Raw genomic sequence first — 14,442 nt, 5'->3', positions numbered from 1 at the left:
CGAGCACGAGGCTCGGTTTACTAATTTCATACATTTGTATGTGGGTAATTATGCGCTTAATCTTTGTTTAATTAAACCAGAGATTTTGCCCATGTCGGCACGACCTTCCGCTTTCGCTTTGATCATACCCATTACTTTACCCATGTCTTGCATACCAGCTGCGCCTGTGTCAGCGATTGCAGCATCGATCATCTCAAGTACTTCTTCTTCAGACAAAGGCTGAGGTAAGAATGACTCAAGCACTGATATTTCACCAGCTTCGATTTGTGCTAAGTCTTCTCTTCCAGCATCAGTATACTGTGTGAAAGAGTCTTTACGCTGTTTAACCAGTTTAACCAACACCGAGGTGATACCAGCATCATCTAACGTTGTCTGGTTATCAATTTCGCGTTGCTTGACTTCAGCTAGAGCTGCTCTGATAGCCGTAAGACGAGGTTTGTCTTTGGCTTTCATTGCTTCCTTTTGGGCGTCTTTTAGCGTCGCTAATAAGCTCATATGTACAAGACCAAATGTTAATTAGTATAGTTTAACGCGACGTGCGTTTTCACGAGAAAGCTTCTTCATGTGACGCTTTACAGCTGCTGCTTTCTTACGCTTACGCTCTGCAGTTGGCTTCTCATAGTGCTCGCGACGACGAACTTCTGAAAGGATACCTGCTTTTTCACATGAACGCTTGAAACGACGAAGTGCTACGTCAAACGGTTCGTTTTCTCTTACTTTAATTACTGGCATTAAAAATTCACCTACCTAAATAATGAGCTTGGCTCAAATTGACCGAAAAATGGTCAATTGGTTCAAAAATGGTGCGGTATTGTAAGCCGAAGCGAGACCGCGTGTAAAGATCAAATTATAGCGGATCTCAATAATTGTGTCATGTACTAATATCCGTGGGCTATTTAAGATGCTGATATGTCAGTTCGACGAAAAAGCATGCAGCTCACTTGTCCTGCCTTTTTCTCTTTTAGCAACTGCCAGTTAGCTGGAAAATTTGGTTGTGCTTCTTTCTCAAATTCAACATAAATTAGCGAATCATGATTTAGCCACCCAGCGCTTTCGAGCAATTCGCAACAGGGAGAAACAAGGTTCTTTCTAAAAGGAGGATCGAGATAAACAATGTCGAAATTGCGTTGTTGTGAGTTGTTACTCAAATAATCTAATGCATTACTGTTTATGACCTGTGCGTTATCCAACGCAAGTGTTTGTATATTTTGTTTGATTTGGGCTGCGGCAGTTTTGTCCAATTCTATAAAGGTTGCATGATTGGCAAATCGCGAAAGGGATTCAAAACCTAAGCTGCCAGAGCCGGCAAAACAATCAAGAACATCTGCATCTCGGGTGTCAGCCATTAGCCAATTGAATACAGTTTCTTTAACTCGATCGGTCGTAGGCCGAAGGCCTTCAACATCTTTAACTGGTAATTTTCGGCCTTTAAATTTACCGCTAATAATTCGAATGTGGCCATCCGTTCGAGTTTGAGGCTTTCTTTTTTTCATATATTTTCACTATCGAGTTGGTTGTGCTCGATTATAAAGTTTTCATCTACTTGGAACATGATACACTACGCGCATATTATGGCGTTAACTTAGTGATTATAACAATTATCGCAAAGTCTTTTATGTGATTATTAATGTCTTTGTACAAGCCCTAGAGTCTAATAAACACTGGTAATAAGTGCAGCGCAGTCAATGCGACCTGCACAGCGTTGTGCTTTATGGTGGTGATCATAGATACGGTTATGGCGACTAAATCACGATACAAACTTTAATGGTATTAGTTGGTTATGGGAAAGAAAAACAAATTTTTATCTTGGTTGGGATTTGGTAAATCCGACAAAGAACAAGCAGAGCGTGAAGAAGCAGAACGTTTAGCCAAAGAGCAGGCAGAGCGTGAAGAAGCAGAGCGTTTAGCCAAAGAACAGGCAGAGCGTGAAGAAGCAGAGCGTTTAGCCAAAGAACAGGCAGAGCGTGAAGAAGCAGAACGTTTAGCCAAAGAGCAGGCAGAGCGTGAAGAAGCAGAGCGTTTAGCCAAAGAGCAGGCAGAGCGTGAAGAAGCAGAACGTTTAGCCAAAGATCAGGCTGAGCGTGAAGAAGCAGAGCGTTTAGCCAAAGAACAGGCAGAGCGTGAAGAAGCAGAACGTTTAGCCAAAGAACAGGCAGAGCGTGAAGAAGCAGAGCGTTTAGCCAAAGAACAAGCTGAACGTGAAGAAGCAGAACTTTTAGCCAAAGAACAGGCAGAGCGTGAAGAAGCAGAACTTTTAGCCAAAGAACAGGCAGAGCGTGAAGAAGCAGAACGTTTAGCCAAAGAACAGGCAGAGCGTGAAGAAGCTGATCGTTTAGCCAAAGAGCAGGCAGAGCTTGAAGAAGCAGAACGTTTAGCCAAAGAACAGGCAGAGCGTGAAGAAGCAGAACGTTTAGCCAAAGAACAAGCTGAGCGTGAAGAAGCAGAACGTTTAGCCACAGAACAAACAGTGCATGAAGAAGCAGAACGTTTAGCCAAAGAACAAGCTGAGCGCGAAGAAGCAGAGCGTTTAGCCAAAGAGCAGGCAGAGCGCGAAGAAGCAGAGCGTCTTGCTAAAGAGCAAGCTGAGCGCGAAGAAGCAGCGCGTCTTGCTAAAGAGCAAGCTGAACGCGAAGAAGCAGAGCGTCTCGCTAAAGAGCAAGCTGAGCGTGAAGAAGCAGCGCGTCTTGCGAAAGAGCAAGCTGAACGTGAAGAAGCAGAACGTCTTGCTAAAGAACAAGCTGAACGTGAAGAAGCAGAGCGTTTAGCCAAAGAACAAGCTGAGCGTGAAGAAGCAGAACGTCTTGCTAAAGAGCAAGCTGAGCGCGAAGAAGCAGAGCGTTTAGCCAAAGAACAAGCAGAGCGTGAAGAAGCAGAACGTCTTGCAAAAGAGCAAGCTGAGCGTGAAGAAGCAGAACGTCTTGCTAAAGAGCAAGCTGAACGTGAAGAAGCAGAACGTCTTGCTAAAGAGCAAGCTGAGCGTGAAGAAGCAGAACGTCTTGCTAAAGAGCAAGCTGAGCGTGAAGAAGCAGAGCGTTTAGCCAAAGAGCAGGCAGAAGCAGAAAAACCAAAGAAGAAAGGCTTTTTTGCACGTTTAAAACAAGGTCTTTTGAAAACCAAAGAAAATATTGGCTCTGGCTTTGCGTCGATATTCCGAGGTAAAAAAATTGATGATGATCTGTTCGAGGAACTAGAAACACAGTTACTAACAGCTGATTTGGGCGTTGAAACGACCATGAAGTTGATTGATAACTTGACGGATGCAGCTGATCGCAAGCAATTAAAAGATGGCGATGCGCTATACGAGTTGATGAAAAGTGAAATGGCTGAGATCTTAAAAGATGCAGAGCAACCACTTGAAATTAATTCGGGTAAAAAACCTTACGTCATTCTAATGGTAGGTGTAAATGGAGTCGGTAAAACGACGACCATAGGTAAAATGGCGAAGCAATTCCAATCGCAGGGGAAATCTGTGATGCTGGCTGCTGGTGATACGTTCCGTGCAGCGGCGGTGGAGCAGTTACAAGTTTGGGGTGAGCGAAATGATATCCCTGTAGTCGCACAGCATACTGGTGCCGATAGTGCTTCTGTTGTATTTGATGCCTTTCAAGCCGCACAGGCTCGCAATGTCGATGTGCTAATCGCTGATACGGCAGGCCGTCTACAAAATAAAGACAACCTTATGCAAGAGCTTGAAAAAATTGCGCGAGTAATGAAAAAGCTAGATCCTGAAGCGCCTCATGAAGTGATGTTAACAATTGATGCGGGCACCGGACAAAATGCAATTAGCCAAGTTAAACTATTTGATCAGGCTGTTGGTTTGACGGGTATTACCTTGACCAAGCTAGATGGTACAGCTAAAGGTGGGGTTATTTTTGCGGTTGCGGATCAATTTAAGGTGCCAATTCGCTATATTGGTGTCGGTGAAGGAATCGATGATTTGAGAACCTTTAAGAGCGATGACTTTATCGAGGCACTATTTAGCCAAGATGATGAGAAGTAACAGCTAAGAGTTAGAAAGCGCCCACTTAGTCGAGGCGCTTTTTAACTTTAAGGATGGAGCGTACGCATTTTGTAGGTCGCATATGATTAAATTTGAACAAGTAAGCAAAACTTACCCTGGTGGTCACCGAGCTCTAGAAAAAGTAAGTTTCGAGCTTGGCAAGGGTGAGCTGGCCTTTTTAACAGGCCACAGTGGCGCAGGAAAAAGCACGCTACTGAAGTTGATAAGCTTAATGGAGCGCCCCTCTGCAGGAAAAGTATCTATTAACGATGTCGATTTAAACAGTATCTCCAATCGCCAAGTCCCTTTTGTTCGTCGTGATATCGGTATTATCTTTCAAAACCATCGATTACTTGAACGTTATAATGTTTTCGACAACGTTGCACTACCTCTGGTAATTGAAGGTACACACAGAAAGCATATTACTAAACGTGTTCATGCCGCATTGGACAAAGTTGGGTTATTGGACAAAATAAAGTGTCAACCTAGTACATTGTCTGGAGGAGAGCAGCAACGAGTCGGTATTGCCAGAGCAATTGTAAACTCTCCGCCTTTGCTGCTAGCAGATGAGCCAACAGGTAATTTAGATCCAGAGTTATCAATGGAAATTTTAAGCTTGTTTGAAGATTTTAATCGTCATGGTACATCTGTGCTTATCGCCACCCATGATTTGGGTTTGATTGCCCGTATGAAGTACCGTAGCTTGACACTTGATCATGGTCGCATGCTGCAAGACCCTCTAGCCATTGACCCTCTTAAAGGTGACTTTATCGGGGGGGCACTATGAGTTTGTTATTCAAAGGCCGCGGTAACCAAGTTAATAGCCAAGATAAATCTTTGGTTTTAAAGTTGTACTTTTTTGTACTGACCATTTTCCGGCACGGTATACACAGCCTCGGTGAGATGTGGCGCACACCCATGGCCTCTATGATGACGATTTTGGTTTTGGGCTTAAGTTTAACTTTACCGACAACGTTGTATGTAGTGGTAAAAAATGTCCAGAAAGTCAGTAGTGGGTTTCAAGAAGCGGCAGAGATATCTCTGTTTGTAAAAGAAGAGACGAGTGCTCAAGAGACTCAAACATTGGTAAAACGACTAGCGCTTTACCCCGAGGTAGAATCGGTCAGCTTTATTTCTCAATCTCAGGCATTAGAAGAGTTCAAGCAAATCTCGGGCTTTGGCCAAGCGTTAGATTATTTAGAAGAAAACCCCCTGCCCAGTGTGGTATTGGTGACACCAACCAAGCGTCACCGAGGCGCTGAAAGTGCTCAAGTATTATTAGAAAAACTTGAAAGTGAGCGTGAGGTTGAGTTTGGTAAATTAGATATTGAATGGCTTGAACGCTTGAATGCACTGCTTGGCTTATTAAAAGAAAGTGTCTTCACAGTGGGAGTCTTATTGCTAAGTGCTGTGGTGTTGATTATTGGCAATACTATACGCTTATCGATTATGGACAAAAAAGAAGAGATCCAAGTATTGAAGCTTGTCGGGGCAACCAATACCTTTATTCACACTCCTTTTTTATGGACAGGGATATGGTACGGTATCGTTGGAGGATTGGTCGCTTTTATATGTGTTGTTTTGATGTTGTGGTGGCTTGAGTCTGCTGTATCTCTTGTTGTTGGTGTTTACCAAAGTAACTTTGTATTGGAAGGATTAAACCTCTCAGAACTGTCTCTCTTGCTTATGTTAGCTATTTTTCTCGGTTTTATCGGATCCTATCTATCAGTACAAAAATATATCCGAGAGATCGAGCCTGAAAAGGTGTAATTTTTATTGTTTAGCAGACTTGTTTGAAACAAGTCTGCGTTGATTTCCCCGCTACTTGCTACCACGTTAAAAATCAGTGATTATTAACTCTTTAAATATCAATGGTTTATTTGTTCATTTATTGTTAATAATAAAAAGCTTGATCTTTGGTCAGGAAAAGTAGTAGATTGCAGTTAGCACTCTAAGGGTTAGAGTGCTAAAATAGACTAAGAATTTATCACTGAGGTGAAAAATGAGTAAAGACACATATGCAATGGCATTAACAGTAGGACAGCAAAGTGCAAGTATTGAAGGGTATTTGCAGGCTGTTAGCACTATCCCTATGCTGGATGCTGAAAAGGAACACAAGCTTGCAACTCGTCTTCATGAAAATGGTGACTTAGATGCAGCTAAACAGCTCATTATGTCTCACCTCAGATTTGTAGCGCACATCGCAAAAAGTTACTCAGGGTATGGTTTACCACAAGCAGACCTTATTCAAGAAGGTAATATTGGTTTGATGAAAGCGGTAAAACGATTTAATCCTACTGTAGGTGTTAGATTGGTTTCTTTTGCCGTACATTGGATTAAAGCCGAAATCCATGAATATGTACTTAAAAATTGGCGAATTGTGAAAGTTGCTACTACTAAAGCACAGCGCAAATTATTTTTTAACCTTCGTAAAAACAAAAAACGTTTGGGTTGGTTCAACCAAGAAGAAGTAAGTACTGTGGCTTCAGAGTTGGGTGTTAGCGAAAAAGAAGTACGTGAAATGGAATCTCGCATGAGCGGGCAGGACATGGGCTTTGATTTAGGCTCTGATGAAGATGAAGGTACGCAAAGCGGCAACTTCTCACCAGTACAATACTTAGCAGATTCGAACAGTGATATTGCTGAAGTGATCGAAGAAGAGCAGTTTCAGCAGCAGTCACAAAATCGCTTGTTGGCAGCAATGAAAACGCTAGATGAACGCTCTCAAGACATCGTTGCAGCAAGATGGTTAGCCGAAGACAAGGCCACACTACAAGACTTAGCTGATAAATATAGTGTTTCTGCTGAACGCGTTCGCCAGCTAGAGAAATCAGCAATGAAAAAACTACAGGCTGCTATGAGCTAAGACTCACTAGTAATAATTCTAAGAATACCGCCCCAATAATGGGGCGGTATTTTTTTGTGTCATAAAAAATTGAGCTTACAAGTGTACGCTTATTTGATTATAATACACCGTTCAAGTTATAGGAGCGCTGAGTTTGTTAGCTTTATTACGAATTTTGGCTATGGCCATATTTATTGTTTTTAGTTGTATTTTTGGTTTGGCGCTATGTATTGTCAGGCCGTTTCACCGAAATAACGTGCATATTATCGCCTCTTGGTTCGGCTCTATGGCTAAAGTCATCGGTGTAGATCTGGTGATAGAAAGAGAGCCCGGCGTCGCTAAGGTTGGGCCTGCACTGTATGTGGCAAACCATCAGAACAACTATGATTTGTTCACATTGCCAGCTGTAGTGCCACGCAATACAGTGAGCATGGGTAAAAAAAGTCTGAAGTGGATCCCATTTTTCGGTCAGCTTTATTGGTTATCGGGCAATATTTTAATTGATAGAGCTAACCGCTCAAAAGCAGTTGGTACGTTGGACAAATCAGTTGAGAAGATCAAACAAAAAGGCTTGTCACTGTGGATGTTTCCCGAGGGAACTCGTAGTTATGGCCGCGGGCTTTTACCTTTCAAAACAGGGGCTTTTCATGCAGCCAAGAATGCTCAGGTTCCCATTATTCCAGTCTGTATGAGCTCGACTCAAGATAAAATTAAACTAAACCGCTGGAACAACGGTAAAGTGTATATTTCGATGTTGGCCCCAATTGAGTTATCAGATGATTGCTCTGCAAGAGAGCATGCAAATAGTATTCATGCTAAAATGGCCGATAAAATCGCACAATTAGATAAAGGTGAATAAAGCTGATGGAAAATTGGCAAGAGATCAGTGAAGACATCGTAGAATCACTACTTGAAGATGGCTCTAACCCGGAAAAACTTTACGAAGTAGAGCACCACTTTGTATGTGAAGACTTTGATAAACTGGAAGAGGCAGCTTTAGCGGCCTTTAAGCTCGGTTATGATGTTGAAGAGCCAGCAGAGCTAGAACTTGAAGATGGCGGAAAAATCTGGGGCTTTGACATTGTTGTAGAAGCAGAGCTCAACGCAGAAGTTATCATGGAGGATGTCTCTAAGTTGGTAGCCGTTGCTGAGCAAACTGGCGTTGAATATGATGGTTGGGGTACTTACTTCCAAGATTGATCACGTCTCGCTTATAGCAAAAGAAAGAAATGGATTTCTCTCTACCTCTAATTACTAATCCTTTATTCTTGTATTTATATCTAGTAGTAGACAATTTAGTCGTAACTATGCATATTATTGCGGTTTGATTAAAAAAGCTTCTCTAAGGAACCATGCACGCAACTATTCCCATCAGTGAACTTGTACCAGGTATGTTTGTAGATAGTGTCCACAAATTAAAATCTGATGCAGAAATTAAATTAAAGTCACGGGGGATGGTGCGTAATTCGGCGATTATTTCCAAGCTTGAGGCTGATGGCGTACTCGAACTTAATATTGATGTTGCCCAAAGCCAAGTACCAGTGCCTGAGCGCTTTATCAGTGCGCATGTTGCCAACGTAGAAGGAAAGCATATAGGGCTGCAGGATGAGGCTGCTCAGGGAGCTGATGAGGAGGTACTATTAACTTCTCATGGCAATCAAGCTTTACCTACAGCAGAGGTGTTTTCAGCAGCATTAAATCAGTTTGAAGTGCAAAACAAAAAACTACAATTGCTTTACGGCAACATCTTAGGTGGTGAAGCGCTGCAGATGCATCTCGTTAACGATATTTGTCAGGAGATCATTGCTTCAGTTACTCAACACAGCAATGTTATGGCGATATTGACGCGACTAAAAGACAAACGGAGCTTTAGTTGGCGTCATATGATCAACAGCACAATTTTGATGACTATATTTGCCAAGTATTTAGGCCTTAAACCACATGTTGTCGAACAAATGGCGATGGCTGCAATGCTACATGATATTGGTAAAAGTAAAGTGCCACAGAGCATTCAAGAGAAAAAGTCACCGCTGACTGAAAACGAAACGCGTCACATGCAAAAGCATGTTGCTTATTCAGTTGCAATGATAAAGGAAGAAAGGGGAGTAACTCCATTGATTATCGACATGGTAGTGAATCACCATGAGCGACTAGATGGCAGCGGTTTCCCAAGAGGGCTGGATGGGGAGCGGCTTAGTAAAGCTGCAAGGGTAATGGCAATTGTGGATACTTATGCGACACTCACCACACAACAGCCGGGTAGCAATGCGATAGAGCCTGTCCACGCACTTAGGTTCTTACTCTCAAATAAAAACCAGTTTGATGCTGTGCTTGTGCAAAAATTTATAAAATGTATTGGTATTCATCCGGTGGGCACAATTGTGAAGCTGACCAATGATCGTTTGGGGCTGGTTATGGCTGGTAATGATGCTTTACCGACTTCCCCCGTTGTAAGAGTATTTTACAACGTAAAGCATATGCACCAAGTGACATTGAAAGATTTAGATCTAAGTGCGAGAGATGATGTGAAAATTGTCGCCAATGTTAAACCTCTCGATTATCAAATTAATTTATCCCGTCTGTTGCAAGAGAGTTTGCTTGTTTAGCTTGTTTGCAACGCTTTAGCTTTTGCACTTTTGCAGACAACAGCGCACCTGCTAGACAACTAGACATCAATACAATCCAGAGCAATGTGCCTTTTTCGCTATGTAGTGCAAAGCAACAGCAAGCTAGTGCAGCCAAAGCAGCAAGAATAGCGCCCAGCCAATAATGATTAACGGGGTTGTCACATTGTCCTGCTCTTTGACAGGCACAGTAATTTGCTTTGCATAAACAGTACACGCTGACGCCTGAAAACAGCAGCGCTGCCATAATCAATAACACCATCATGGTATTTCTCCTCACATTGATGGCAAAGAGTATATGTGAAACTCGCCCTTGGTTCAATGATATTGAGAATTAGTCTCATTTAATGTTTTCTCTGAGGTGATTGAATTGTGGTCTGACTTGTTATTAAAAGTAATTAAAAGTTTTTATTTTGCGCAATCAGCTAGGTAAAAGTGTCAAAGTTGAAGATTTTTAATGTATGTTTCTGTAGTGTGTCGAGCCATTAATTTTATTGCAATTCAAAATAAAGAGGCAAGAATGAACAGAATTATGGTTGCACTATTAGGTGCAGGTGCAATGATCACATCCACGCATAGTTTGGCTGCTGCGTTTCAGTTAGCCGAGCAAAATGTGTCGGGTTTAGGTAGAGCATATGCAGGAGAGGCCAGTGTAGCAGACGATGCATCGGTAGTTTCTCGAAATCCAGCACTAATGAGTAAATTACAAGGAACACAGGTGAGTGTTGCTGCCATGTATGTAAAGCCTGATGTTAGCTTACAGGGCATTAGTACTAATAATGGGATACCAGCATCAGCGCTGGATAACAACAGCATCGCGCCTAGTGCAACTGTACCGAGTGCGTTTGTCACTACACAGCTCAATGACAAATGGTCGCTAGGTGGTGGTATGTACTCTCAGTTTGGCCTCGCAACAGAGTTTGATGATGACTATGTTGCCGGTCAAATCGCGGGGGAAACGGAAATTGTGACCATTAACTCTGGCATTGCAGCCTCTTATCAAGTAAATGATAAGTGGACCTTGGCACTCGGCCTGAACCATGTTTATGCTGATGCTAAAATCTTAAGAAACTTAGGCGCAAACAGGCTGGGTATTTCAAGTAATACCGAAGTTGTCAATCTTGAAGGAGACGACACAGGGTTTGGCTGGAATGTAGGCGCAGTCTATAACATTGACGCAGACAATCGTTTTGGTTTTCATTATCGAAGTGAAACAGATATCACTTTTAAGGGCACTTTCAGCAATCAGTTACCGGCAGTCGCCCCCTTCAATGGCACGGCTGGAAAGGCTTTATCTGGCAGCGTCGCGATCACGTTGCCGGCTATTGCAGAGGTATCCGGTTCTCATCAGTTAAATAAGCAAACCGCACTGCATTACAGTATTTTGTGGACTGGATGGAATAGCTTTCAGACACTGGCGGCGAATGTTGATAACGTAGGCACAGTGTTTAGCAAAGATGAGAACTTTAGTAATTCACTACGCTACTCGATTGGCACAGATCACCAGTGGAGTGAAGATTTAAAACTGCGAGCGGGTTTTGCGTATGATGAATCACCTGCAGATGAACATCATATGTCTATCTCTATTCCGGATACAGATCGCATTTGGTATTCGTTTGGTGCTGAATACCAATTGAGTAAAGTTGCGAGTGTAGATATTGGTGTGAGTATTATTCGTGGCAAAACTCAGCGTTTTGTTGAAAAAGACAACTCGGGTAGTGAGTGGGGCTTTAAATCAAAAGGCCATGCATCTGTATTTGGTTTACAGTACAACCACACACTTTAAACACTGAGTTGGTTTGAAATAAAAAGGGCTGCATTTGCGCAGCCTTTTTTTATAGTTTGTCTTTTAATTGATAAAGCAATGCATGCGCTTGCTTTGGTGTAAGATCATCTGGATCGATTGACTCAAGGAAACGTTCAACTTCCGATGGTTCTGGACTCAAAACAAGGTTGTGTTGCTGAGGTGAACTGGCTGGTGTACTGTCTACGACACTTTGATGTTGTTCGAGCAGAGTAAGCTTTTGCTTGGCGAGCTTGATGACTGCTTTTGGTACGCCAGCCAAGCTTGCTACTTGTAATCCAAAGCTTTTGCTCGCTGCGCCATCAAGTACAGTATGTTTAAAAGCAATGGTATCATTGTGTTCTACTGCATCTAAATGAACATTGACTAACCCAGACTGCTGCTCAGCAAGTTCGGTCAACTCAAAGTAGTGAGTTGCGAATAAGGTTTTTGCTGAAATCCTATTTGCTAAATAATCAGCAGTGGCGTATGCAAGCGATAGACCGTCATAAGTACTTGTGCCTCGGCCTATTTCATCCATCAATACTAGAGACTGCTCTGTTGCATTATTTAGAATGGTTGCCGTTTCTGTCATTTCGACCATAAATGTTGAACGGCCGGAAGCCAGATCATCGCTGGCACCAATACGTGTAAAGATACGGTCAACTTGGCCTATTTGAGCGCTGCTTGCAGGTACAAAGCTGCCTATATGAGCCATTAACACGATCAGTGCGGTTTGGCGCATGTAGGTTGATTTACCGCCCATATTTGGACCTGTGATCAACAGCATTTTTCTTTCTTTGCTCAGATGAACAGGGTTTGCGATAAAAGGCTCATTGCTGACGTGCTCCACGACAGGGTGACGACCCGCCTGGATATCAATTCCGTCGGCCGATGTCAGGTCAGGTTTGCAATAGTCTAGTGTCTGGGCGCGCTCAGCTAATGTATTGAGCACGTCTAAATCAGCAAGTGCAGCGGCCATTGTTTGTAACTGTTCTAGATAAGGTGCAATTAACTCGAACAATTGTTCATATAATTGTTTTTCTAAAGCCAGTGCTTTTGACTGGCTACCAAGCACTTTGTCTTCATGCTCTTTTAGCTCAGGAATGATGTAGCGTTCATTATTTTTCAGAGTTTGGCGTCGGATGTACTCAGGCGGCGCAAGATGAGCGCTGGCCTTACCAATCTCAATGTAGAAGCCATGTACCTTGTTATAGCCAATTTTCAGAGTGCTAATGCCGGTGCGTTCGCGCTCGCGCTCTTCAAGTTGATCGAGGACATCAGTCGCGCCTTCACTCAGCGCGCGCCACTCGTCTAACTCGGCATTGTAGCCTGTTGCTATGACACCGCCATCTCTTATTAATACAGGCGGGTTGTCTATGATCGCACGCTCTAATAAATCTTGTAAATGCGGTAGCTCAGGAGATTGGGCCTTGATCTGCTGAATGCGTACATCATTACTCTCGTTGAGAAGTTGATGAAGAGGTGGTAGTGCTTGAAGGGCACTGCGAAGACGAGTTAAGTCTCTCGGCCTAGCATTACATAGAGCAAGCCTTGCAACTACACGTTCAATATCCCCAATTTGGCGTAAAGCATCGTATAATTCCATGCCTAAATGCATATCAATGATACTTGAAATGGCATTTAGACGACCGTTTAGCTCATCTCTGTCTCTGATTGGCGTATGAATGCGACGTTTGAGCAATCGAGAACCCATAGGGGTGGCAGTTTTATCTAGTACTTGGGCAAGCGTATTGTCGATAGAGCCAGATAAATTTAGAGTCAACTCTAAGTTTTTTCGTGTTGCCGCGTCGAGAATAACGGCGTGCTCATTTTTTTCCAGCGTAATTGCTCTTATGTGGGGCAATGCTGTGCGTTGAGTATCTTTGACGTATTGCATCACACAGCCAGCCGCAATTAAGCCCGCGGTCGCATTTTCAACACCGAAGCCAATTAAATCTTTGGTTTCGAATTGTTGGCAAAGCAAATGCCTTGCTGTATCTAAATCAAACTCCCAGTCTGGACGACGGCGGCTACCTTTGACCTGCTCAAGTACAATGAGATTTTGGAATGATTCTGGGTATAAAAGCTCGGCCGGTTGCAAACGTTGCAAAGTTGAGATCAGTGCTTCATCTGTAGTGAGCTCGACAATATTAAATCGACCGGAGTTGATATCTAAATAGGCAACACCATATTTGCTTTTGTCTTGCCACACGGCAGCAAGCAGATTGTCTTGACGCTCTTGCAACAGCGCTTCATCGGTGACTGTACCGGGAGTGACAATGCGCACTACTTTACGCTCAACTGGTCCTTTGCTAGTTGCAGGATCACCGACTTGCTCACAAATAGCGACTGACTCGCCCATTTGCACGAGCCGTGCAAGGTAATTTTCAACCGCATGATAAGGTACGCCCGCCATAGGGATAGGGTTTCCACCAGCTTTACCGCGGTGTGTTTGCGAAATGTCGAGTAATTGTGCCGCGCGAACGGCATCATCGAAAAATAATTCGTAGAAATCACCCATACGGTAGAATAGCAGGATCTCTTGATGTTGGGCTTTGATCCTAAGATACTGCTGCATCATAGGTGTTTGTTGCTTTATAGTATGTTCAGAATAAAGATCTAATGACATGCTTCTACCTAAGGTTTTTTGTATGGAAATACACACTAAAATCGCCGCACTTGCGGCACAATTGGGCGCTATTCTAACGAATAAAAGCTTCGTGATCACTACCGCTGAATCTTGCACGGGTGGTGGAATTAGTTATGCGCTCACAGATACACCAGGAAGCTCTGCCTATATCGATCGCTGCTTTGTGACTTATAGCAATGAGGCTAAGCATGAATTGTTGGGCGTATCACAACAAACGCTAGTTGAGTATGGGGCTGTTAGTGAACAAACAGTTATAGAGATGGCGGCGGGGGCGAGAATAGCTGGTAACGCCGATGTCGCAATATCGGTATCGGGCATTGCTGGGCCGAGTGGCGGCAGTCAAGACAAACCAGTGGGTACTGTATGGTTTGCAGTAGATATACAGGAGAATACACATACATTTATCCAAGTATTTCCCGGAAGTCGAGCAGAAGTTAGATTGCAAGCCATTGAATTTATTTTAGAAAAAATAATTTCTTTAATAAAACAGTAAAAGGCTCTTGATACTGTAATTCTATACAGTATACTTGTTCGCAT

14 protein-coding genes are annotated in these 14,442 nt (G+C 43.0%); 9 read left to right on the top strand and 5 right to left on the bottom strand.

Translation table 11 applies throughout. The features are described from left to right. Positions 1-48: 48 nt before the first annotated feature. The 3 genes from QNM18_RS07705 to rsmD form a co-directional block, all read right to left on the bottom strand. Positions 49-495: a GatB/YqeY domain-containing protein gene (locus QNM18_RS07705; RefSeq protein ID WP_211012034.1), complete on the bottom strand. Its 447-nt coding sequence runs from the start codon at positions 493-495 to the stop codon at positions 49-51. Between the two features lie 21 nt (positions 496-516). Beyond that, positions 517-732, bottom strand: coding sequence for a 30S ribosomal protein S21 (gene rpsU, locus QNM18_RS07700; protein ID WP_010362466.1), 216 nt, complete (start codon positions 730-732; stop codon positions 517-519). A 164-nt stretch (positions 733-896) separates the two neighbouring features. Further along, on the bottom strand, positions 897-1,493 hold the full coding sequence (gene rsmD / locus QNM18_RS07695) for a 16S rRNA (guanine(966)-N(2))-methyltransferase RsmD (RefSeq protein WP_211012035.1): 597 nt from the start codon (positions 1,491-1,493) through the stop codon (positions 897-899). A 287-nt stretch (positions 1,494-1,780) separates the two neighbouring features. Between rsmD and ftsY the strand changes: the two genes are divergently transcribed. The 7 genes from ftsY to QNM18_RS07660 all read left to right on the top strand — a co-directional run bounded on the left by ftsY (position 1,781) and on the right by QNM18_RS07660 (position 9,451). Beyond that, complete coding sequence (gene ftsY / locus QNM18_RS07690) at positions 1,781-4,000, top strand: signal recognition particle-docking protein FtsY (RefSeq protein WP_284136797.1); 2,220 nt, start codon at positions 1,781-1,783, stop codon at positions 3,998-4,000. A gap of 82 nt (positions 4,001-4,082) precedes the next feature. Then, on the top strand, positions 4,083-4,787 hold the full coding sequence (gene ftsE, locus QNM18_RS07685; RefSeq protein ID WP_284136796.1) for a cell division ATP-binding protein FtsE: 705 nt from the start codon (positions 4,083-4,085) through the stop codon (positions 4,785-4,787). After that, positions 4,784-5,770 (top strand): permease-like cell division protein FtsX, encoded by a 987-nt coding sequence (gene ftsX / locus QNM18_RS07680; protein WP_211012038.1) that lies wholly within the window; start codon positions 4,784-4,786, stop codon positions 5,768-5,770. The genes ftsE and ftsX overlap by 4 nt, the downstream gene beginning before the upstream one ends. A gap of 232 nt (positions 5,771-6,002) precedes the next feature. Then, positions 6,003-6,866 carry an RNA polymerase sigma factor RpoH gene (gene rpoH / locus QNM18_RS07675; RefSeq protein WP_211012039.1) on the top strand — a complete coding sequence of 288 codons (864 nt, stop codon included), beginning with the start codon at positions 6,003-6,005 and terminating at the stop codon, positions 6,864-6,866. Positions 6,867-6,999: 133 nt separating this feature from the next. Beyond that, positions 7,000-7,704, top strand: a complete 705-nt coding sequence (locus QNM18_RS07670; protein WP_211012040.1) for a 1-acylglycerol-3-phosphate O-acyltransferase — start codon at positions 7,000-7,002, stop codon at positions 7,702-7,704. Between the two features lie 5 nt (positions 7,705-7,709). Further along, positions 7,710-8,045, top strand: a complete 336-nt coding sequence (gene rraB / locus QNM18_RS07665) for a ribonuclease E inhibitor RraB (protein WP_211012041.1) — start codon at positions 7,710-7,712, stop codon at positions 8,043-8,045. 152 nt (positions 8,046-8,197) lie between these two features. Next, a complete protein-coding gene (locus QNM18_RS07660; RefSeq protein WP_284136795.1) occupies positions 8,198-9,451 on the top strand; it encodes an HD-GYP domain-containing protein in 1,254 nt (417 codons plus the stop codon). Here the strand turns inward: QNM18_RS07660 and QNM18_RS07655 are convergent. Next, positions 9,411-9,734, bottom strand: a complete 324-nt coding sequence (locus tag QNM18_RS07655) for a hypothetical protein (protein WP_211012043.1) — start codon at positions 9,732-9,734, stop codon at positions 9,411-9,413. The genes QNM18_RS07660 and QNM18_RS07655 overlap by 41 nt on opposite strands. A 255-nt stretch (positions 9,735-9,989) precedes the next feature. On the opposite strand from QNM18_RS07655, the gene QNM18_RS07650 reads away from it, so the two are divergent. Next, entirely contained in the window at positions 9,990-11,255 is a 1,266-nt protein-coding gene (locus QNM18_RS07650) for an outer membrane protein transport protein (RefSeq protein ID WP_284136794.1), read from the top strand. 49 nt (positions 11,256-11,304) lie between these two features. Here QNM18_RS07650 and mutS read toward each other — a convergent pair whose 3' ends face one another. Next, positions 11,305-13,884: a DNA mismatch repair protein MutS gene (gene mutS, locus QNM18_RS07645; protein WP_284136793.1), complete on the bottom strand. Its 2,580-nt coding sequence runs from the start codon at positions 13,882-13,884 to the stop codon at positions 11,305-11,307. A gap of 22 nt (positions 13,885-13,906) precedes the next feature. Between mutS and QNM18_RS07640 the strand changes: the two genes are divergently transcribed. Further along, positions 13,907-14,398, top strand: coding sequence for a CinA family protein (locus QNM18_RS07640; RefSeq protein ID WP_211012046.1), 492 nt, complete (start codon positions 13,907-13,909; stop codon positions 14,396-14,398). Positions 14,399-14,442: the final 44 nt, after the last annotated feature.

Origin of the sequence: Pseudoalteromonas obscura (assembly GCF_030135505.1) — a bacterium.
In the GTDB taxonomy this organism is placed as follows: Bacteria; Pseudomonadota; Gammaproteobacteria; order Enterobacterales; family Alteromonadaceae; genus Pseudoalteromonas; species Pseudoalteromonas obscura.
Note: the sequence above shows the minus strand (reverse complement) of the source record. Positions and strands in the feature narration are given on the sequence as shown.

Coding starts and splice junctions, on each gene's coding strand:
- QNM18_RS07640 (WP_211012046.1), top strand. CDS start 13,907: ATGGAAATACACACTAAAATCGCCGCACTTGCGGCACAATTGGGCGCT.
- ftsE (WP_284136796.1), top strand. CDS start 4,083: ATGATTAAATTTGAACAAGTAAGCAAAACTTACCCTGGTGGTCACCGA.
- QNM18_RS07660 (WP_284136795.1), top strand. CDS start 8,198: ATGCACGCAACTATTCCCATCAGTGAACTTGTACCAGGTATGTTTGTA.
- QNM18_RS07705 (WP_211012034.1), bottom strand. CDS start 495: ATGAGCTTATTAGCGACGCTAAAAGACGCCCAAAAGGAAGCAATGAAA.
- mutS (WP_284136793.1), bottom strand. CDS start 13,884: ATGTCATTAGATCTTTATTCTGAACATACTATAAAGCAACAAACACCT.
- rpoH (WP_211012039.1), top strand. CDS start 6,003: ATGAGTAAAGACACATATGCAATGGCATTAACAGTAGGACAGCAAAGT.
- ftsX (WP_211012038.1), top strand. CDS start 4,784: ATGAGTTTGTTATTCAAAGGCCGCGGTAACCAAGTTAATAGCCAAGAT.
- QNM18_RS07655 (WP_211012043.1), bottom strand. CDS start 9,734: ATGATGGTGTTATTGATTATGGCAGCGCTGCTGTTTTCAGGCGTCAGC.
- QNM18_RS07650 (WP_284136794.1), top strand. CDS start 9,990: ATGAACAGAATTATGGTTGCACTATTAGGTGCAGGTGCAATGATCACA.
- rpsU (WP_010362466.1), bottom strand. CDS start 732: ATGCCAGTAATTAAAGTAAGAGAAAACGAACCGTTTGACGTAGCACTT.
- rraB (WP_211012041.1), top strand. CDS start 7,710: ATGGAAAATTGGCAAGAGATCAGTGAAGACATCGTAGAATCACTACTT.
- rsmD (WP_211012035.1), bottom strand. CDS start 1,493: ATGAAAAAAAGAAAGCCTCAAACTCGAACGGATGGCCACATTCGAATT.
- ftsY (WP_284136797.1), top strand. CDS start 1,781: ATGGGAAAGAAAAACAAATTTTTATCTTGGTTGGGATTTGGTAAATCC.